Origin of the sequence: Ramlibacter sp., assembly GCF_036383835.1 — a bacterium.
Classification (GTDB): Bacteria; Pseudomonadota; Gammaproteobacteria; order Burkholderiales; family Burkholderiaceae_C; genus Ramlibacter.
In genome coordinates this window covers 1-17106 of sequence record NZ_DASVNN010000072.1, presented here as the reverse complement: position 1 = coordinate 17106, position 17106 = coordinate 1, and the positions used below count along the sequence as shown (strand labels likewise).

Sequence of the window (17106 nt, the reverse complement as noted above, 5' to 3'; positions counted from 1 at the left end):
CAAGGGCATGGTGGGCAAGCAAGCTTGCCCACCCTACGGGATCAGGGAGTCACGCAGACTTTGCGGCGTGTTCCTTGAGGTCCATCGTCGGTGTGCGCAGGGCCGCCAATGCGGCCAATCCCGCGAACACCGCGAGCGCCCCGAACACCAGCTGGAACGCGTGGTCCACCCGCGCGGGATCCAGTTGTTTCACGTCGATCGGTCCGTCGCCTCCGGACTGCAGCAGCACGAATGCCAGCCCGCTGAAGGCTGCCGTGCCGATCGACGCACCCGTCGAACGCGTGAGCGACATCAGCGCCGCGGCGGTACCCAGACGCTGCCGTCCCGCGAGGATCTGCGTCGCGAGCTGCGCGCTGGGCATCACGGTGCCGAAGCCGACGCCGCAGACCGCGGCGGCAATGGTGATCACCCACGGCAGCGGCGGCAGCAATGCCAGCGCCAGCACCGCGAACGCCGCGGCGCCGAGGCCCCAGGGCGGCAGTCTCCCGCTGATGCCGGTGTAATGGCTGATGCGGCTGTTGAGCGTGGAGCCGACGACGATGCCGGCGGTGAGCGGCAGCAGCTGCATGCCGGACCCGAGCGCGTCGGCATTGCGCGCCACCTGCAGGTAGATCGGCAGCAGGAACAGCAGCGCGAACATCGTGGCGGCGAAGCCGATCACGGACAGGCAGATCCACGGCACGCCCGGCAGGCGCAGCACCTCGAGCGGCAGGAAGGCATGCGGATGGCGGCGCTGCTGGCGGGCGAGCACGATGCCGCTCGCGATCGCCACCGCCAGCAGCAGCGCGCTGGTGCCGGACACGAGGCGGAAACCGTGGCCGACCTGTCCCAGCCACAACAGCACGCTGGCCGCGCACACGACGAACAGCGCGAACCCGGCCGGATCGTAGGGCGCGTGGCGGTGCGCCGACGGCGGCGGCCTGGGCAGCCGCGACATGCGCCAGAACGCGAGCACGCCGAGCGGCAGGTTGGCGAGGAACAGCCAGCGCCAGTCGCCGTGGTGCACCACGAGGCCGCCGATCAGCGGACCGCCGACGCTCGACGCGGTGAAGATGGTCGCGAAGTAGGCCTGGTAGCGCGGCCGCTCCCACGGCGGCACCAGCTCGCCGATCAGCGCCTGCGACAGCACCATCAGCCCGCCGCCGCCGAGTCCCTGCAGCACGCGCGCCGCGATCAGCAGGTGCATGGTCGGCGCGAGGGCGCAGGCGAGCGAGCCGGCCATGAAGATGCACAGCGCGACCAGCATCACGTTGCGCCGGCCGAAGCGGTCGCCCATGCGGCCGTACAGCGGCGCCATCACCGTTGCCGCGAGCAGGTAGCCGACGGCGATCCAGGAAGTGTCGGCGAGGCCGCCGAGTTCGGCGGCGATGCGCGGTGTCGCGGTGACCAGCAGGGTCTGGTCCACCGCGCCCATGAACATGGGCAGCATCACCGCGCTGAAGAGCGCGAAGAACGAAGAGCGCTCGATGGCCGGTGTGGCCACCGGCGCCGTTGCCGTTGCCTCGGCGTCTTCGGTGCCCGTGGTCGAGGAGGGCAGGCTGCCTTCGGACAGCAGGCTGGGTTCGGTGTCCCGATGGAGGTCGCGCTGGTTCACCCGGCGATGCTACGCGGACAATGAAGGCCTGGAGGTCAAGCCGCCGCCGTCACCCGGATCCCCCGGATCTGGCCCGCTTCCTTCGTCGCCGCCGGCCGCGCATAGGTCGCCGGGTCGAAGCGATGCAGCAATTCCGCTTCCCGCGCCCGTGCGAGCGCGACGTTCGCGAGCTTGACGTGGCCGAAGCCGCGCATGGACAGCGGCAGCGCCGCGATCTCCGTGGCGAGCTTCAGCCGGTCGGCGGTGAGTGCCGGCAGCAGCGCTTCGATGCGTTCGCGATACGCCTCGACCAGCTGGCGTTCCATCCGCCGTTCGGCCGTCCGCCCGAAGACGTCCAGCGCGGTGCCGCGCAGGCGCCGGCCCTGCGCCAGCACCTTCATGAACGGCAGCATCCACCCACCCAGCCGCACCTTGCGCGGAGCCTGCCCGTCGCGCGCGCGGCTGAGCGCCGGCGGCGCCATGTAGAACTCCAGCGCGATCTCGCCTTCGAACTGCTGCTGCAGCGCGTGCAGGAACTCGCCGTCGGTGTACAGCCGCGCGACCTCGTATTCGTCCTTGTACGCCATCAACTTCAGCAGCGCTTGCGCCACCGTGCGCGTGAAGGGCAGCGACGCATCGACGTGCAGCGATTCCTCGCGTTCGCGCACCTGCACCACGAGCTGGGCGTAGCGGCGCGCATAGCTTTCGTCCTGGTAGGCGGCGAGATGCGCCATGCCGCGCGCGAGGATCGCCTCCAGCGATTCGGCGTTCGCCGGCCGCCGCGGCAGCTCGCCGCGCAGCAGCGAGGCGATCGCCTCCATGTCCGCCGCCGCCAGCCGCCCCAGCGAGAACGCGAGCTTGTTGTTGTCGACCGCGACGCCGTTCAGTTCGATGGCGCGCAGCAGCGCGTCCAGGCTCACCGGGACCAGCCCGCGCTGCCAGGCCGACCCCAGCGCGACGATGTTGGAGAAGATCGAGTCGCCGAGGAAGGATTCGGCGAGCGCCTGGGCGTCCAGTGTCTCCACCCGCTCCGCGCCGGCCGCGAAGCGCAGCTTCTCCAGCAGCTGCGGCACGCGCAGCGAGGCATCGGGGTTGCGCACGTTCTCGGCCACCGGCACCTCGTGCGTGTTGGCGAGGATGCGCGTGCGGCCGTGGCGCACCGTGGCGAGCGCGTCGGGCGAGGCGCCGACCACGAGGTCGCAGGCGAGCAGGGCATCGGCCTGCTGCGTGTCGATGCGCACCTGGTTCAGGCGCGAGGCGACGTCGGCGAAGCGCACGAAGCTCAGGACCGAGCCGCCCTTCTGCGCGAACCCCATGAAGTCCAGCACGCTGGCGCTCTTGCCTTCCAGGTGCGCGGCCATCGCGACCAGCGCGCCGATGGTGACGACGCCGGTGCCGCCGACACCGGTGACCAGCAGGTCGTAGGGCGCGGTCCACACGTGCGGCGCGGGACGCGGCAGCGCCGCCACCCGCTTCATGAAATCCTCGGTGCCGGCGCCCAATGCACCCGCGCGCTTGCGGGGCTGGCCCCCCAGCACCCCGACGAAGCTCGGACAGAAGCCCTTGGCGCAGGAATAGTCCTTGTTGCAGTTGCTCTGGTCGATCCTGCGCTTGCGGCCCAGCGGGGTTTCCAGCGGCTGCACGGCGACGCAGTTGCTCTGCACCGAGCAGTCGCCGCAGCCTTCGCAGACGCGGTCGTTGATGAACACGCGCCGGTTCGGCTCCACCATCTCGCCCTTCTTGCGGCGGCGGCGCTTTTCTGCCGCGCAGGTCTGCTCGTAGATCAGCACGGTGACGCCCGGCATCTCGCGCAGCCGGCGCTGCACCGCATCGAGCGCATCGCGATCGTGGAATTCGGTGCCGGCGGGGAAGCGGTTGCGGATCGCGTCGTACTTGGCGATGTCGTCCGAGAGCACCACCACCTGCTTCACGCCCTCGGCTTCCACCTGCCGCGCGATGCCGTCGACGCTGATGATGCCGTCGACCGGCTGGCCGCCGGTCATGGCGACCGCATCGTTGAACAGGATCTTGTAGGTGAGCGTCGCTTTCGCGGCCACGGCCTGGCGGATCGCCAGGTAGCCGGAATGGTAGTAGGTGCCGTCGCCCAGGTTCTGGAACACGTGCGGCACCTTGGTGAACATCGCGTGCGAGACCCAGTCCACGCCTTCGCCGCCCATCTGGATCAGGCCCTCGGTGTCGCGGTTCATCCAGCTCGCCATGAAGTGGCAGCCGATGCCGGCCTGCGCATGCGAGCCTTCCGGCACCTTGGTGGAGATGTTGTGCGGGCAGCCGGCGCAGAAGTAGGGCAGGCGCTTGACCGCGTCGCTCTCGTTCGAGAGCAGTTCGGGCAGCGTGAAGTCGCGCACCAGGTGGCGCCGGTCGAGATCGGGATAGTGGCCCACCAGCCAGTTGGCGATGAGGCCGATCAGGCGCGAGGGCCGCAGCTCGCCGAGCTCCGACACCAGCGGCTGCTCCTGCGCATCGCGCTTGCCCACGATCGCCGGCCGCTCGGCCGCGTTGTAGAACATGGAGCGCAGCTGCTCCTCGACGACGGGTCCCTTTTCCTCGACGACCAGCACTTCCTTCAGGCCGCGCGCGAACTCGCGCATGCGCACCGGCTCGACCGGGTAGGTGAGCCCGAGCTTGTAGATGCGCACGCCATGCGCGGCGAGCGTGTCGAGGGAGATGTCCAGGCGGCGCAGCACTTCCAGCAGGTCGTAATGCGCCTTGCCGGCGGTGACGATGCCCACGGTCGCGCGCGGGCTCTGCACGATGTGGCGGTCGATGCTGTTGACGCGGGCGAAGGCGCGCACCGCATCGAGCTTGGCGTGCAGCCGCTGCTCGATCGTCAGCGAGGGCAGGTCGGGCCAGCGGTAGTGCAGTCCTCCGGGCGGCGGCATGTAGCCGGTGAGCTGCCGCACGGTGTCGCCGTCCTGCCAGGCCGCGACGCGCGCGTTCACGAGGTCGAGGTCCACCGTGGAGCCGCTCTCCACCACTTCGGACAGCGCGGTGAAGCCGACCCAGTTGCCGGAGAAGCGCGAGAGCGCCCAGCCATAGAGGCCGAACTCCAGGTACTCGGCGACGTTGGCGGGCGAGACGACGGGCGCGTGCCAGGACTGGAAGGCCTGGTCGCTCTGGTGCGGCATCGACGAGGACACGCAGCCGTGGTCGTCGCCCGCGACCATCAGCACGCCGCCGTGGGGCGAGGCGCCGTACGCATTGCCGTGCTTGAGTGCATCGCCCGCGCGGTCGACGCCGGGGCCCTTGCCGTACCAGAGCGCGAACACGCCTTCGCAGGTGCGCTCGGGGTCGGCTTCCACCCGCTGCGTGCCGAGCACCGCGGTGGCGCCCAGTTCCTCGTTGATCGCGGGCAGGAAGCGCAGCCCGGCCTCCTCGAACTTCCTGCCGGCCTTCCAGACGGCCAGGTCCACCATGCCCAGCGGCGAGCCGCGATAGCCGCTGACGAAGCCGCGCGTGTCGAGCCCGGCCGCCGCATCGCGCTGGCGCTGCATCAGCACCAGGCGCACCAGCGCCTGCGTGCCGGTGAGGAAGATCGCGCCGCTGTGCGCCCACAGGCTGTCGGCAAGGCGGTAGTCCGGACGGACGACGGTGGAAGAGGTGGGGGCGACGGTTTCGGCCATGGGCGATGCTTCTCTCGACGAGAGGCACAGCTTAGGCGGCGTCCAGGGAAATATGCTTTCTCTTTTCTCCTCATAATAGTTACGCGGAGAAAATTATTCTCTGATCGATGGGGATGCGGGAATGAACGAACTCGACCGCCACGACGTGCTCCTCCTGAGCGAACTGCAGCGCGATGCCCGCCAGACCGTGCAGCAGCTGGCCGACGCGGTCGGCCTGTCCAGCACGCCGTGCTGGAAGCGGGTGAAGGAAATGGAGAGCAGCGGGATCATCCGCGGCTACACGGCGCTGGTGGACCGCGAGAAGGTGGGGCTCACGCTCGCGGTGCTCGCGGAGGTGAACCTCACGCGGCACAACGAGGACGACGTGCGCCGCTTCGAGGAAGCCGTGGCCGCGTCGCCGCAGATCGTGAGCTGCTATGCGACGACCGGCCAGGCCGATTACGTGATCAAGGTGCTGGTGCCGGACATCAAGAGCTACGAAGCCTTCCTGCACGACACGGCGTTCAAGCTGCCGGGCGTGACGCACGTGCGCTCGAGCGTGGTGTTGAAGGAAGTGAAGGCGGAAACGAAGCTGCCGCTGCAAGTGCCGACGGCCGCCCGGACCCGCAGGTCGGGGTGAGCGCGCGCAGCGCCGAACCCCGACGCACCGCGTAAGCGTCGTCGGGGTTGCTCCAACCCTGGTTTCCGTCCTATCATCGACCGACCGGTCGGTAGAACTCGACCGCAGGAGCCAGCATGTACACCCAGGCCATGGACACCCAGGGCAAGGACGCCGAAGGGCGCAAGCCGGTGCGGTCCGCCGAGGACCTTCAGCGCGAGGACGCCTTCGAGGCCCGCATCGCTTCCGGCGAATTCATCGAGCCCAAGGACTGGATGCCGGAGCACTACCGCAAGACGCTGGTGCGGCAGATCAGCCAGCACGCGCATTCGGAGATCGTGGGCATGCTGCCCGAGGGCAACTGGATCACGCGCGCGCCGACGCTCAAGCGCAAGGCGATCCTGCTGGCGAAGGTGCAGGACGAAGGCGGCCACGGCCTTTATCTCTATTCGGCCGCCGAAACGCTGGGGACTTCGCGCGACCAGATGCTGGAGGCGCTGCACACCGGCCGCGCGAAGTACAGCTCCATCTTCAACTACCCCACGCTGACCTGGGCCGACGTCGGCGTGATCGGCTGGCTGGTCGACGGCGCGGCGATCATGAACCAGGTGCCGATCTGCCGCTGCTCCTACGGCCCGTATGCGCGCGCGATGATCCGCATCTGCCGCGAGGAAAGCTTTCACCAGCGCCAGGGCTACGAAAGCCTGCTGACGATGATGCAGAAGGGCACCGACGCGCAGCGCGCGATGGTGCAGGACGCGGTGGACCGCTGGTGGTGGCCCTCGATCATGATGTTCGGCCCGCCGGACGACCAGTCGCCCAACACCGCGCAGTCCATGCGCTGGGGCATCAAGCGCGTCTCCAATGACGAACTGCGCCAGCGCTTCGTCGACGCGGCGGTGGAACAGGCCAGGGTGCTGGGCGTGGCGCTGCCCGACCCCGAGCTGAAGTGGAACGAGGAGCGCGAGCACCACGACTTCGGCACGATCGACTGGGACGAGTTCTGGCGCGTCATCGGCGGCAATGGCCCGTGCAATCGCGAACGCCTCGCGGCCCGCGTGAAGGCGTGGGACGACGGGGCGTGGGTTCGGGAAGCCGCGCTGGCGCATGCGCGGAAGCAGCGGGGCGAGGCGAAGGCCGCGTGAAATGCGGACTTCCGGACGCAGAGGACGCAAAGGGTACGCAGAGGACGCAAAAGAAAACCTTTGAAGTTTTTCTTTGCCTCTTTTGCGTCCTCTGCGTATCTTTCGCGTCCTCTGCGTCCTCTGCGTCCGGTTGTTGGGTGTTGATTCTCAAATGGAGCAGACATGAGTGACCCGAAGCAAGAGTGGCCCTTGTGGGAAGTCTTCGTCCGCAGCAAGTCCGGCCTCGACCACAAGCATTGCGGCAGCCTGCATGCCGCCGACGCGAAGATGGCGATCCAGATGGCGCGCGACGTCTACACGCGGCGGCAGGAAGGCACCAGCGTGTGGGTCGTGCGTTCGGACCACATCGTGGCGAGCGACCCCGGCGAGAGGGACATGTATTTCGACCCGATGGAGGACAAGGTGTACCGTCACCCGAGCTTCTACAAGCTGCCCGACGCGGTCGACCACATGTGAGGCGCGGACGATGCAGGCTTCCATCACCATGGCCCAGCAGCCGGGCGTGCAGTACCTGCTGCGCATCGCCGACACCGCGCTGATCCTGGCGCAGCGCACCTCCGAATGGACCGGCCATGCGCCGGTACTGGAGGAGGACATCGCACTGGCCAACGTCGCGCTCGACCTCGTCGGCCAGTGCCGTGCCGTGCTCACCCGGGCCGGCCAGCTCGAAGGCCAGGGCCACGACGAAGACCAGCTCGCCTTCCTGCGCGAGGAGCGCGACTACCGCAACGTGACGCTGGTGGAACTGCCGCGCGGCGACTTCGCGGTGACCGTGGTGCGCAACACCATCATGTCCACGTTCTTCAAGCTGCTGTGGACCGGGTTGCAGGCCTCCAGCGACGGCGAGCTCGCGGCGATCGCCGGCAAGGCCGTGAAGGAAACGCGCTACCACCAGCAGCACGCGGCCGACTGGCTGGTGCGCCTCGCGGGCGGAACCGAGGAATCGCGCAGCCGCACGGACCACGCCGTCGCCGATCTCTGGCGCTACACCGCGGAGCTGTTCGCCTCCGATGCCGTGGACGAATACGCGCATGCCACGGGCCTCGGCCCGCGCTGGTCCGACCTGCAGGATGCCTGGCGCGTGGAGATGGAGCACATCTTCGCGGAAGCGGGGCTCGCACTGCCCGCGCCGCTGCCCTTCCTCAGCACCGGCAAGCAGGGCGTGCACAGCGAGCACATGGGATTCATCCTCGCGGAGATGCAGCACCTGCAGCGCAGCTATCCCGGAGGCGTGTGGTGACACGTAGCGAGCGCGCCTGGGAAGTGCTGGGCGGCGTGCCGGATCCCGAGGTCCCGGCGCTGTCGGTGCGCGATTTGGGCATCGTTCGCGACGTGATCGACCACGGCGAGGAACTCGAGGTCGTGCTCACGCCAACCTACTCGGGCTGCCCGGCCACCGAGGCGATCGAGCAGAGCGTGCTGTCCGCGATCGAATGCGAGGGCCTCGGCCCCGCACGCGCCACATTGCGCCGGGCCCCGGCCTGGACCACCGACTGGATCAGCGACGACGGCAAGCGCAAGCTGCGCGAGTACGGCATCGCCCCTCCCCACGCCGTCATCCCCGCGGAGGCGGGGACCCAGGGCATCCGGCTGTTCCCGCGCGAGCGCGGGGTCGCATGCCCCCATTGCGGCAGCACGCAGACCGAACGTACTTCCGCCTTCGGCTCCACCGCCTGCAAGTCGCTCTACCGCTGCCTCGCCTGCCGCGAGCCCTTCGAATATTTCAAGCCGCTATGAGCGTCACCTTCCACCCCCTGCGCGTGCGCGCCGTGCAGCCCGACACCGCGGAAGCCGTGATCGTCTCCTTCGACGTGCCCGAGGAACTGCGCCCGGTGTTCGGATTCACGCAAGGCCAGTACCTCACGCTGCGCAAGGACATCGATGGCCAGGACCTGCGCCGCTCCTATTCCATCTGCGCCGGCGTCGACGACGGCGAGCTGCGCGTCGGCGTGCGCAAGGTCAAGGGCGGCGTGTTCTCCAACTGGATCAACGAGCACCTGCAGCCCGGCGACACGATCAGCGTGATGGCGCCGCAGGGCCGCTTCTTCGTGCCGATCGACGCCGGGGCGAAGCGCCACCATCTCGGCATCGCCGGCGGCAGCGGCATCACGCCGATCCTGTCGATCATGAAGACGGTGCTGGCGCGCGAACCGAAGAGCCGCTTCACGCTGATCTACGGCAACCGCAGCCTGAAGTCCACCATGTTCAAGGAGGAACTGGAGGACCTGAAGGACCGCTACATGAAGCGCCTCGCGCTGCACCACGTGTTCTCCGACGAACACACCGACGCGCCGATCAACATGGGGCTGGTGAACCGCGACAAGCTCGGCGAGTTCCTGGGCACGCTGGTGCCCGCCGCGGCCGTCGACCATGCCTTCGTCTGCGGTCCCTTCCAGATGAACGACGAGGCGGAGGCCGCGCTGCTCGCCGCCGGCGTGCCCGAGGAGAGCATCCACATCGAGCGTTTCGGCATCGCGCAGCAGGCGGGCCAGGTGGGCGCCGTGGTGCACGAGACGAAGCCGGAGGACGCGGAGCTCGCGCGCGTGGCGATCATCCGCGACGGCCTCAAGCGCGAGTTCGTGTTCACGAAGGACCAGCCGAGCATCCTCGACGCCGCTTCGGCGGCCGGCCTCGAAGTGCCGTTCTCCTGCACCTCGGGCGTCTGCGGCACCTGCCGCGCGCGCTGCATCGAAGGCGCGGTGCGCATGGAGCGCAACTTCGCCCTGGACAAGAAGGAGGTCGCGGCCGGCTTCATCCTGACCTGCCAGGCCCACCCCACCACCGAGAAGGTCGTACTGTCCTTCGACGAAAGGTAGCGAGCCATGGGACGCGGACGACACGCCGGCTACGACGAGCAGCGCGAGATGATCCTCGAGCGCGCGGCGGCGCTGTTCGCGCATGGCGGCTATCCGGGCACCTCGATGAACCAGGTGGCCGAAGCCTGCGGCCTGTCGAAGGCGACGCTGTACCACTACTTCCGCGACAAGTACGAGCTGCTGGTGAACATCGCCGAGGGCCACGTCACGCGCCTTCGCGCGATCGTCGACGAGGCGCTGGCGGAGGAGCGCGCGCCCGAGGGCCGCATGCGCGCGCTGGTGCGCCGGCTCGTGGAGGAATACGCCAATGCGCAGAACGAGCATCGCGTGCTGACCGAGGACGTGAAATTCCTGCAGGCCGAGGACCGCGAGCGCATCCTGGGCAAGGAGCGCGAGGTGGTCGCGGCCTTCGCGCAGGTGGTCGCCGCGCTGCGTCCGGACCTGAAGGAAGCCGCCATGAGCAAGCCGCTCACGATGCTGCTGTTCGGAATGGTGAACTGGATGTTCACCTGGATGAAGCCGCAGGGGCGGCTCGCCTACGAGGACATGGCGCCGGTGGTGGCCGACCTGTTCCTTGGCGGCCTGGAGAAGGTGCAGGCGCCCGTCAGGATCGCGGCGCTGGACTGAAGCGCCACTCGGGTCCGGGCTCCGCCACGATGCGCAGCACCCCGGAAGCGGTCGCCAACTCCACGGATTCCGCATGCAGCCACAGGCGCTGCACGCCGAGCCATTCCGCGACCGCCCGGTTGTGCGCGCCCTTGCCGTGCGTGGCATCGCCCACCAGCGGATGCGCGATGTGCTTGAAGTGGCGGCGGATCTGGTGGCGGCGGCCGGTGAGCGGCTCGACCTCCATCAGCGCATAGCGGCTGGTCGGATGTCGCGCGTCCACCGGGAATGGCCACTCGAAGGTGGCCAGGCGCCGGTAGTGCGTGACGGACGGCAGGCGCGGCTGGCCTTCGGAAGGCAGTTCGGGATCGCGCGCGAGCGCCTGGTCAATCGTGCCTTCCGCGTCCGGCCAGCCGCGCACCAGCGCGCGATAGCGCTTCGCGACGCGGCCTTCCTCGAACGCGAGTCCCCACTCGCGTGCCGCGGTGGCATTGCGCGCGAACAGCAGCACGCCCGACGTTCCCTTGTCGAGGCGGTGCAGGGGCCACAGCCATTCGCCCAGCTGGTCGCGCAGCAGCTTCAGCGCGGTGCGGTGCTCGTGCGCGTCGAGCCCGCTGGGATGCACCAGCAGGCCCGCCGGCTTGTCGATGGCGACGAGGTTCGCATCCAGGTGCAGCAGTCGGAGAATTTCTTCGGGCATGGCAAGGGCTGCAATCGTAGGATGATTTCCCACAGCCGCGGTGGAGAAGCCTGTGGACAAGCCGGTGGGCTTCTGCGCGGACCCGCGCCAGGACTGGCTTTCGCCAAGCTGATCATTGCGCAGGCAGTCGGGCGACCGCCGGTGCCCCCGCGCCTTTCAGCCGGCGCGCGCGCGCTTCTTGTGCTCCGGCCGGATCGTCCAGGAGTGGACGGTCTTGCCGTCCACGCGCTCCGTGCGTTCCGGCGGCCACTCGTCGCCCATGTCGAAGTCGTGCGAGACCACGCGCGTGCCGACCTTCAACTGCCGCCACAGTTGCGGGCGCAGCTTCTGGTTGATGACCGGCAGCAGGTACAGCGTGACCACCGTCGCCTTCGAGAAATCGCTCTCGAAGAGGTCGGCGACGAGGAACTGCGCGCGGTTGCCCACGCCCGCCTTCTCGGCGTTTTCCTTCGCTTCGGCGATGCGCCTGGGATCGATGTCGATGCCCACGCCGCGCGCGCCGTACTTGCGCGCGGCGGTGACGACGATGCGGCCGTCGCCGCAGCCGAGGTCGTAGACGACGTCGCTGCGCTTCACCTTCGCCATCTGCAGCATCCGGTCGACCACCGACTGCGGCGTCGGCACGTAGGGCACATCGAGCCGCGGCGTCGCCTGGGCCGGGTCCGACTGTCCCAGGGACGGCAGGGACAGCAGGGCCGGCGCGCAGAGCAGGGCGCGGGTGGCGGCGCGGCGCGACAGGAGCGGATGCGGCGTGTTCATGCGCGTTTCTCCTCCGACGATGGCCGCAGCGCCGTCGCTGCGGGCCTGGCATGCAGCAGGGCGAGCACCAGCGCGCCCGCCGCCAGGACGGCGACCCCGATCCAGGCGGCATTGAAGCCGCCCAGGCTCTGGCTGCTCACGTAAGAGAGGCTGGACCACAGCATGTACGCGCAGGTGGCGCAGAACAGCGCGGGCAGCACCGGATAGAGAGGGACGCGATAGGGCGCGGGCGCAGCGGGCGCGCGCCGGCGCAGGAGGAACAGGGCGATGCCGGTGAGCAGGAAGAACAGCCAGAACACCGGCGCGGTGAATTCCACCATCGCGCGGAAGCCGCCGCCGGTCCACGCGCCGACCGCCAGCAGCAGCAGGGCCGCCGCGTTCTGCAGGTGCATCGCGTTGCGCGGCGTGCTGCGCGTGACGTCCCACCGCCCGATGGGATGCAGCGCGGGCCAGTCGCGGCCGGCCGCGTAGTTGCTGCGCGCGCCGACGATCATGGTGGCGTTGATGGAAGTGAGCGCGGCGATCGCCACGGCGAGCGACATCAGCTTGCTCGCGCCCGCGCCGAAGGCGGCCGCGAGCAGGTCGGCCGCGGGCGCTTCCGATTTCGCCAGGCCCTGCAGGCCCAGCCCCCGCCAGTAGGCCCAGGTCACGAGCAGGTACAGCGCGGTGATGAGCGCGATGGCGGCGACGAGCCCGAGCACCATGTTGCGGCGGTTGTCCTTCAGCTCCGCGCTGACGTAGGCGGCTTCGTTCCAGCCGCCGTAGGTGAGCAGCACGAACACCATCGCGAGTCCGAAGGCGCCGGCACCGGGCGTGCTGCCGGCCTTGGTGGCTGCCGCGACCGGCGCACTGCCGGACGAAGCCAGCCAGGCGCCCGCCAGCACGATCGCCAGCAGCCCCAGGATCTCGAGGCTGGTGAGCGCCACCTGGGCCGAAGTGCCGGCGCGGATGCCCCGCGCGTTGACCCACCACAGCAGCAGCACGATGGCGACCGCGTAGACGAACGATCCGCTCGCGCCCAGCGGCAGGACCTGCTGCATGTAGTCGCCGAACACGAAGGCGAGCAGCGCGATGGAGCCGGTGGTGATCACCGCGAAGCGCGCCCACGCGAACAGGAAGGCAAGGCCGCGGCCGTAGGCGAGGCGCAGGAAGTGGTAGTCGCCGCCCGCGCTGGGATGGCTGGTCGCGAGTTCCGCGTAGCACAGGGCCCCGATCAGCGAGATCACGCCGCCGAGGATCCAGGCGCCGAACATCCAGGCCGTGTCGCCCGCCATGCCGGCGACCATCGAGGGCGCCTTGAAGATGCCCGCGCCGATCACCACACCGACGGTGAGCATCACGATCGCCCGCAGGCCGAGCACCGGGTGGGGTTCGGCCGGAGACGGTGAGATTGCGGCTGGGCTCATCCTGGCGGGGCAGTGTGCCAGCAAAGGCGCGCGGCGCCCACCGGGTCCGCGCGCAACAAAACGAAAACATCGATCCAGAAAGGACGTGCGTCCCCGCGCCGGCCTACTGCACGTTGGCCGCCACGGACCCGTTTGCGTTGAGCGTCAACGTGCAGGTGCGCGCCTTGTTCCCATTGCTGGAGCACGCGCCCGACCAGATCGCGTCGCGTCCGTTGGTCACGGCGAGCGTCACCGATGCACCGGCCGCGAAGGCGGCACTCCCGGTGCTTCCGACCGCCACGCTGATGCCCGCCGGCGTGGACGTGATCCGCTCGCCGCCGCGTCCCGAGGCCGACACGGTCAGGGTCGCGGTCCCCGTCGCGGGCGGATTGACCGTCAGGCTCGCCGACTTCGACACGCCACCGAAACTGGCCGTGACGGCGCCCGTGGTGGCTGCGCTCACGCCGGCGGTGGTGACGGTGAAGTTCGCGCTGGTGGCACCCGCCGGCACGGTGACGCTGGCCGGCGTGACGATCGCGCTCGCGTTGTCGCTGAGGACCACGCTGGCACCGCCGGCCGGCGCCGCGCCGGTGAGCGTGACGGTCCCGGTGACGCTGGCGCCTCCCGTGACGGTGGTGGGCGACAGAGCGAGGCTGGACAGCGTCGGGCCCGAGGGCGCAGCCGTCACCGCCAGCGAGGCGAACAGGATGGTGTCGCCCAGCCTCGCGCTCAGCTGCACCGTGGTGCCGGCGCTCGGGAAGGTGGCGATCGTGAAGTCCGCGCTGGTGGCGCCCTGGGGCACCAGCACGCTCGCGGGCACGCTGGCGGAGCCGGGCAGGTTGCTGCCCAGCGCCACCGACGTGCCGCCCGCGGGGGCGGCCTGCGCAAGCGTCACGCGACCCGTGGCGGATTGGCCGCCGGTGACGCTGGCCGGAGTGACCGTGAACGAGGACAGCGTGGCCGCCGGCGCCGGCGTGCCGGAGGGATTCACCGTGAGGTCGGCGAAGCGCGTGACCCCGCTGCCGGTCACGGAGATCCGTGCCACCGTCGTTTGCGCGACCACGTTCTTGGGGATGAGGCTGATCGCGCCGCGGTTGTCGCCCGCGGGGATCACCACCAGCGTGGACAGGAAGGGCAGCAGGTCGGGGTTGTTGCTCGACACGCGCAGGTACTGGTCGAAGGTGGCGGTGGCGTCCACCGTCACCAGTCCGTCGGACACCTGACCGGCATTGATGGTCGCCGGGAAGAGCGTCAGCGACAGCGGATGCGGCGCCGGCATCAGGGTGACCGTCGAGGTCGTCGACACCCCGTTCCAGCTGGCCGTGATCGTCGCCGTGGTTTGGGTGCTGACGTCGCTGGTCGGCAGGGACAGCGGGGCGGAGTAACTCCCTGCCGGTACCGTGACGGAAGCCGGCGGCTGGACCGCTGGCGTATTGCTCGCCAGGGAGACCACCGCGCCGCCGGCGGGAGCCTGGCCCGCGAGCATGAGGACGCCGGAGAGCGGCACACCTGCGCTCACCTTGGCGCCGGAGAACGTGATCGACTGGAGCGCCGGCGGGTTGAGCGTGAACTGGCTCGACGCCGAAACCCCGTTGTAGGTCGCGGTCAGGGTGATGGGCGTAGGCGCCGTCACCTGGCCGGCCACCACCCGGAACTGGGTCCAGGCCTGCGAGCCCTGCACGGCGACGGTGGCGGGCACCGGGACGATGGCCGGATGCGAACTGGAGAGCGCGACGTTGCCGCCGGCGGACGGCACCGGGCCACTGAGCTGGAGCTCGACCCAGGTATCGTCGCCGCTGAAGAGCGGGATGCGCAAGGGCGTGACCGACACCGGCACCGGCGGCGCCGAACTCACCGTGAAGGAGCGCACCGGCGACCACGCCGTGACGGCGGTGGTGGTCGGCGAGGCCATGCCCTGGTGGGAGCGCACGCGCCAGAACTTCGTGCCCGCCGTCAGGGATCGGATGACGTAGCTGTTGGGCGTGATCTGGACCGCGGTCGGCACCTCGTTCGTGCGGAAGTCGGAGAACGGCGAGATCTGCAGTTCGTAGCCGGAATCCTGCGGGTTGAGCGTGTGCGTCCAGCCGAACGTGATCGGCAGCGTCAGCGTCGCGCCGGCCGCCGGCGCCGTGGGTTGCGGTGCGGGCGGCACCGGGTTCGCGTAGAAGACCGAGAACGTGATGGTGTTGGACGGTTGCCCGACGGTGCCGTCGGCGTTCACTGCGTACACCCGGGCGGTGTAGCTGCCTTCGGGGTTGGCGATCGCGAAGCCGTACTGCGGCTGCGGGATGTTGTCGAAGCGGATCGTGTTGGTGATGGGGAAGCGCGCATCGGTCGAGGCTTCGTAGATGTAGCTCGCCGCGCCGGGCACCGCGCTCCAGGTGAAGCGCATCGACTCCCAGGGGTGGAAGGTGGCGTAGCCCACCGGCGGGTCGAGCACCGCCTTGCCCGGAGCCTGCGCCGAGGCGCCGCTCACGGTGAAGCTGCGCGCGGCGGACCACGCGCCCTGCTCGAAGCCGCTGTTGACCGCCTGCACGCGGAAGAAGTAGGTGCCGTTGGCCAGGCCGCTCACCGCTGCCTGGGTCGCGGTGCTGGTGGACCCGATCTTCTGCACCGGCGAGAAGGTGGAGGAGGTGCTGACCTGCCAGTTGTAGGCGATGACCCCCGGCTCGCTCACGGCCGACCACTGCGCGGTGAAGGGGATCTGCACGCTGGCGCCGTTGGCGGGCGCCAGCACCGTCGGCGCCGACGGCGGCACAGCGAGCACCCGCGGGGCGAGGGCGAGCAGGACTGCGCACAGCAGGTACAGCAGTGCGGCGTACAGACGATCGGCTCTCATGGATCACCTCCGTGGCTGCGGAAGGAGGAGCAGGCGGCGCGCCCGCGGATGACGACGGCGGGACTAGCGATCCCGTGGACCTGCTTCGCAGGGACGACCGGCCGCCTGGGCCGGCAGGAATTTCGTGCTGACGCGGCCGTCGGCTGCGATGCGACGCGAAACGCAGGCCTCCGGGTCGACCACGTGCACGGTGTTGGAGGCGTCGACGGCGACGATCATGGACTGCGGCAACTCGCCGCCGGCCGGCGCCGCTGCGCCTGCAGGATGCACCGCCAGCCTGCCGTCGGGCGACAGCGTTCGGGTGACGCCATCGCGCTGCGTGAGCTGGAGGTTGCCGTGGGCATCGCGCGCGACGGCCACGATGGCGCCGGACGCGGCGGCATCCGTGGGCGAGGGCTGCGGGTTGAGGGTGACTGTCGTGAGTCCCGCCAGGGCGCTCAGGGCTGCGGGCGTCCCCGGCTGCACCGGCGCTGGCGGCTGCATCCGGGACGACGACTGTGCGGGCGGGCTGCTGTCCGAACCGCCGCAGGAGGCGAGGACTGCGCAACAGCAGCCAAGGAGGACAACGCAGGCACCGGCTCCCGGCCGGAGCACGCGCCGCTTGCAACGGACTTCGTCCATTCGGTATCCCCAGCGCAGCCGCAGCTTCTTCCGTCCGGCGCTTTCCCGTGCGTCGCGGGGAAGGGCATGCGGTTGGCGGCAACCATTCTAGGACGGGCCGCTGCTCATCGGGATCGATCGTCAAGCCGGGAAGCGCGCCCGCCGAAGCGGATGCGCTCCCCGGCGCTTCGTCAGGCCAGGATGAAGTCGGCCGCGGTCACGACGTTGTCGCCCACGCCATTGACGCCGAACAGCGCGATCGAGTTGCTCCCGATGGTCACCAGGGTGTCGAGCCCGGCGATGGCATCGAGGTTGGCCAGCGTGATCGAGACCGAGGCGCCGAAGGTCGCCGCCGTGATCCCGAGCGCGCTGATGTCCAGGCGGTCCTGGCCGCCCAGTGCGATGGCGTCGAAGTCGCTGATGCGATCGGCGCCGAAGCCAGTC

Annotated in this window: 15 protein-coding genes; 7 read left to right on the top strand and 8 right to left on the bottom strand. The window is 69.8% G+C overall.

Features of this window, described 5'->3' with window-relative positions; all coding sequences use genetic code 11:
• Positions 1-49 precede the first annotated feature (49 nt).
• Positions 50-1594, bottom strand: a complete 1545-nt coding sequence (locus VF522_RS12075) for an MFS transporter (protein ID WP_330908514.1) — start codon at positions 1592-1594, stop codon at positions 50-52.
• 35 nt (positions 1595-1629) lie between these two features.
• On the bottom strand, positions 1630-5214 hold the full coding sequence (locus tag VF522_RS12070; RefSeq protein ID WP_330908513.1) for an indolepyruvate ferredoxin oxidoreductase family protein: 3585 nt from the start codon (positions 5212-5214) through the stop codon (positions 1630-1632).
• Positions 5215-5335: 121 nt separating this feature from the next.
• Here VF522_RS12070 and VF522_RS12065 point away from each other — a divergent pair, with 121 nt between their 5' ends.
• From VF522_RS12065 to VF522_RS12035, 7 genes are all read left to right on the top strand, one after another.
• The gene (locus VF522_RS12065) at positions 5336-5833 is read left to right on the top strand and encodes an Lrp/AsnC family transcriptional regulator (RefSeq protein ID WP_330908512.1); all 498 of its coding nucleotides are present in this window, start codon (positions 5336-5338) and stop codon (positions 5831-5833) included.
• Positions 5834-5949: 116 nt separating this feature from the next.
• Positions 5950-6957, top strand: a complete 1008-nt coding sequence (paaA, locus tag VF522_RS12060; protein ID WP_330908511.1) for a 1,2-phenylacetyl-CoA epoxidase subunit PaaA — start codon at positions 5950-5952, stop codon at positions 6955-6957.
• 162 nt (positions 6958-7119) lie between these two features.
• The gene (paaB, locus tag VF522_RS12055) at positions 7120-7413 is read left to right on the top strand and encodes a 1,2-phenylacetyl-CoA epoxidase subunit PaaB (RefSeq protein WP_330908510.1); all 294 of its coding nucleotides are present in this window, start codon (positions 7120-7122) and stop codon (positions 7411-7413) included.
• A gap of 10 nt (positions 7414-7423) precedes the next feature.
• Complete coding sequence (gene paaC, locus VF522_RS12050; RefSeq protein WP_330908509.1) at positions 7424-8197, top strand: 1,2-phenylacetyl-CoA epoxidase subunit PaaC; 774 nt, start codon at positions 7424-7426, stop codon at positions 8195-8197.
• On the top strand, positions 8194-8694 hold the full coding sequence (gene paaD / locus VF522_RS12045) for a 1,2-phenylacetyl-CoA epoxidase subunit PaaD (RefSeq protein WP_414709509.1): 501 nt from the start codon (positions 8194-8196) through the stop codon (positions 8692-8694). Before paaC ends, paaD begins: the two co-directional genes overlap by 4 nt.
• On the top strand, positions 8691-9773 hold the full coding sequence (gene paaE, locus VF522_RS12040; protein WP_330908507.1) for a 1,2-phenylacetyl-CoA epoxidase subunit PaaE: 1083 nt from the start codon (positions 8691-8693) through the stop codon (positions 9771-9773). The genes paaD and paaE overlap by 4 nt, the downstream gene beginning before the upstream one ends.
• A 6-nt stretch (positions 9774-9779) precedes the next feature.
• Positions 9780-10400: a TetR/AcrR family transcriptional regulator gene (locus tag VF522_RS12035; protein ID WP_330908506.1), complete on the top strand. Its 621-nt coding sequence runs from the start codon at positions 9780-9782 to the stop codon at positions 10398-10400.
• Here the strand turns inward: VF522_RS12035 and VF522_RS12030 are convergent.
• The 6 genes from VF522_RS12030 to VF522_RS12005 form a co-directional block, all read right to left on the bottom strand.
• Entirely contained in the window at positions 10378-11079 is a 702-nt protein-coding gene (locus VF522_RS12030; protein ID WP_330908505.1) for a pseudouridine synthase, read from the bottom strand. The two genes, VF522_RS12035 and VF522_RS12030, sit on opposite strands and share 23 nt — an antisense overlap.
• 156 nt (positions 11080-11235) lie before the next feature.
• Positions 11236-11838 (bottom strand): class I SAM-dependent methyltransferase, encoded by a 603-nt coding sequence (locus VF522_RS12025; protein WP_330908504.1) that lies wholly within the window; start codon positions 11836-11838, stop codon positions 11236-11238.
• A complete protein-coding gene (locus VF522_RS12020) occupies positions 11835-13244 on the bottom strand; it encodes an APC family permease (protein WP_330908503.1) in 1410 nt (469 codons plus the stop codon). Before VF522_RS12020 ends, VF522_RS12025 begins: the two co-directional genes overlap by 4 nt.
• A gap of 103 nt (positions 13245-13347) precedes the next feature.
• Positions 13348-16062, bottom strand: a complete 2715-nt coding sequence (locus VF522_RS12015; RefSeq protein WP_330908502.1) for a hypothetical protein — start codon at positions 16060-16062, stop codon at positions 13348-13350.
• Positions 16063-16125: 63 nt separating this feature from the next.
• A complete protein-coding gene (locus tag VF522_RS12010) occupies positions 16126-16545 on the bottom strand; it encodes a hypothetical protein (RefSeq protein WP_330908501.1) in 420 nt (139 codons plus the stop codon).
• 308 nt (positions 16546-16853) lie between these two features.
• A partial coding sequence (locus VF522_RS12005) for a hypothetical protein (protein WP_330908500.1) occupies positions 16854-17106 on the bottom strand: 253 nt, incomplete at its 5' end.